Annotated in this window: 4 protein-coding genes; all 4 read left to right on the top strand. The window is 55.0% G+C overall.

Annotated features, from left to right (window positions below; genetic code table 11):
- Positions 1-208 (top strand): hypothetical protein (locus tag ACZ4SV_RS36340; RefSeq protein WP_468011435.1); only part of this gene is annotated, 208 nt, incomplete at its 5' end.
- 266 nt (positions 209-474) lie between these two features.
- Positions 475-780, top strand: a complete 306-nt coding sequence (locus ACZ4SV_RS36335) for a hypothetical protein (RefSeq protein ID WP_152906226.1) — start codon at positions 475-477, stop codon at positions 778-780.
- A gap of 52 nt (positions 781-832) precedes the next feature.
- Positions 833-2,044, top strand: a complete 1,212-nt coding sequence (locus ACZ4SV_RS36330) for a hypothetical protein (RefSeq protein ID WP_152906225.1) — start codon at positions 833-835, stop codon at positions 2,042-2,044.
- A complete protein-coding gene (locus ACZ4SV_RS36325; RefSeq protein WP_049435997.1) occupies positions 2,041-2,859 on the top strand; it encodes a hypothetical protein in 819 nt (272 codons plus the stop codon). Before ACZ4SV_RS36330 ends, ACZ4SV_RS36325 begins: the two co-directional genes overlap by 4 nt.
- Positions 2,860-3,068 lie beyond the last annotated feature (209 nt).

Genomic DNA, 3,068 nt, shown 5'->3' with positions numbered 1-3,068 from the left:
ACCGACCGACCCTCGCGATGCGGAAAAGCGCGCGCTGGCGCAGGCGTTGCGTGAGCAGGCGCAGCAGGAACAGACACCGGATGTGAGCGAGGCGCTGCAGAAGCGCATCGCCGCTGAGTCGCGCGACAGTGGCGTGGGCTATGTGGTGGTGCAGGTGGCGTCGTTTGGCGCGCTGCTGGCTGCAGCGGGCTGGTACTTCTGGAATTAATCGATTGTCAGTCGTATCCAGCATGAATTTTCCTCCGCCATTTCCAATGTCACTGATTCGGAGAATCCCCCGCACTCGGCGGATTGCGTCATCTCCAGACGCTACGTGAAGGTCCCCGCACTGAGGATAGTTGCAAAGGAATCTGCTGCTATTGATGTCGATGACTCTGCTGGAACAGTCTAAATCGTCAGCAATCGCTGACGCTGGCCAGGAGCCGCGCAAGCTCACGGCCATATTCAGCAGTATCAACTTCAAGGAGCTGAACAATGTCGAAGATCTGCAAGTCCGTGCTTCTTCCTCCGGCACTCATTGCAATGCTTGGTCTATCCGGAATCGCATCTGCGTCGCAGGAAAGTGCGTCCAATGATCTCACGCAGATCCAGAACGCCTCTTTGCTGGACATCACTCTCGTCAGTGGGGCGGAGTTGCGAGAAGGAACCGGCGATAGCGAGATCGCAGGTGTTCAATGTACCAACTACTCAAGCGGTGGTACCCACTGCGGCCACTACTCGTCAGGTGAAGAGCTCCAGTTTGCGCACGTAGTTCCTGACGCCCAGAAGTTCAACGTCTAAGAACGCGGACGGCCGCCCATGGGGGTGGTCGTCCGTCACCAAGGAGAGGTTGATGAGAACTTCCATAGAGGATCTCAGGAGAGCAATTGAAGATCCATGCAAAACGGTTGACGTTTGCTCGGTGCTGCTGGATGCATGGTTTGAAATAACTCCGCGTCGTTTGGGTGAGGCTCTTTCAAAATTCAGAGATGAGCGGCTTGAGAATCAAGAGCGTGTTGAGAGCTTTGAAAGAACATTCAAGCAGCTGGATCCCGCGGCGAGAAGAAGATTGCTTGGCTCCCCGTGGGTTTCCGGATTCATGGATGATCCAGATGGAATCTCCCATGAAGATACAGATGGAAGGCCTGTCACGACCATCGAAGCGCTTCATCTCGCCGCAATGGCGGAGTGTCTAGTTGCTCCCATCCATGAAGAAATGGGCAAATTTCACCAAGGGATAGGAGTCGAAAGCCCTCTTGGGGAGTGGGTGATCAGGCGGCATGAATCCGGATTTGAGAAGGTCGAGCGCGCAAAGGTGGGCGGTGTGATCGCTCTGGACGTGGATAGTGGGCTGGCACGTCGAAACGAGCCAGAGAGCGGAACGTTCTGCAATCCATTCCTGAGCATCTCATCGGAAGAGCTTGCCGTAATCCAGGAGAAGCTGGAAGCGGCCATAAGGCTTGTGGACGAAGCCACTCCACATCTGGGTCTCCTGATTCGAACATTCACAAGGCGTGTGCTCGTGAGGAAGTCGATCGAGTCGGGTGATCAGGCTTCACCTCTGAATCTTGGATCCGAGTATCGACCGATTCATGCAGGTTGTATCCGAATCCTCAATGTCCACAGGCCGGAAATGACCGTGGATATCTGCGCAGAGGCAATTCTGCATGAGTCTGTCCACTCGTACCTCTCCGCCTATGAAGAGGTGCATGGGAAGTTCATGTCAGGTGCAATCAGAGTTCGCCCGGTTTCACCATGGTCAGGTAACTTCATTCCGAACCATTCACTGGCTCACGCGGTTTTTGTTTACTACGCCATCCACCAGCTTCTCGGGAGGTTGGTTGGTATCGGTGCTGGGATTGGAGAGGAAGCCGGGAGGAGAATGAAGCGACGACTGATGCACGTAGCAGGCGGATTCTTCATCGAACGGAAGGTATCGACGCTATTCGTACTGGAGTCACCCGCCTCGTTGCAGCTGATGGCGGTCGTGGATGAAATTCAGGAGGAGATCAGGGCCGGGTACAGCCAAAGAGTGCCAGGGGAAATGCTGGAGAGCGCGGCATGAAGATTCCAACCATTGTTATCCACTCCGATCCGGAAGACGTCGTCGCAGCCGTGCTCGGGGATGTTCGGGGTGTGAGTGTGATCCATCTGGACGAGCTGACTCGAAATTGGCGCGTTCAGGAGGCTGAGATCATTGAACCCGTACTGGAGAAATCGGTTCCGAGCGTGTGTTCTGCCTACATCATCAACAGAGTATTCGATCTCTCCTGCACCGAGATTGGCAAGCGTCTTCGTACATTCCGTCTGCATGAGAACTGGGCATACACGGCTTTGGGTTCGGTTCTGTCGCGAGCGCACGCACTGGCACACGGAATTGGTCCTCGCGGGGTGAGTAGATCGCTCCTCCCCTTGAATGTGCAGTGGAAGCTTCTTTCCGAGCGTATCCCAGACATCAAAACGCCACGGTTCGCTTTTGGGTTCGGTCATCGAATGCCTGATATGTCGCATCTGGAAAACTTCGTACAGAAGTCAGTCTGGTCCTACTTCCGGTGGAATGGTGACTCTGATGTCGCAGAAGGGGAGCAGCAGTGGCATCCATTTTTCGTCGAACAGCCGCAAGGCATCCCAATCATATGCAGTTATCACGGAGAAGCGTTCGCACTGAGTTTCCCAAGGGGGCGACCCAAAGCGGATCTTGGGGATTTTCCAGCCCTTGTTCATGCATGCCGGGAGCTGTTCGACAGCAGGATGGGCGAGATCCTGGTGTACCAAGAGGACGAAAGCCTGACCTTCTGCGCCTGCAGTCCATACATGGCTGGAATAGGTGAGCTGAAAGAAGGAGAGCAACTTCTTTTACGGGGAGTTCCGTCGAGTTGAAGTTGAGGGCTCTGCAAAAGCCAAGGAGGGTACGTGCACGGTTATTACATCAGGATGTCGTTGATCCGTTTCAAGCAACGAATCGGCACTCATCTGGCAATCGCTCTCATGCTGGGTGCGGGGGTAGGGATCACCACCGTGATGCTCTCCATTGTTCTCCAGGCATCGTCGGATCCCGCACCAGGCCGGAGCTCCGCATTGTTCCGCCC

It is taken from the genome of Streptomyces sp. NPDC027672 (assembly GCF_055566335.1).
The sequence above is the reverse complement of the archived record's forward strand: the minus strand, read 5'-3'. Positions and strand labels throughout refer to the sequence as shown.

Bases quoted from the DNA above. Each gene is read 5' to 3' on its own strand.
- ACZ4SV_RS36335 (WP_152906226.1), top strand. From the start codon at position 475: ATGTCGAAGATCTGCAAGTCCGTGCTTCTTCCTCCGGCACTCATTGCA.
- ACZ4SV_RS36330 (WP_152906225.1), top strand. From the start codon at position 833: ATGAGAACTTCCATAGAGGATCTCAGGAGAGCAATTGAAGATCCATGC.
- ACZ4SV_RS36325 (WP_049435997.1), top strand. From the start codon at position 2,041: ATGAAGATTCCAACCATTGTTATCCACTCCGATCCGGAAGACGTCGTC.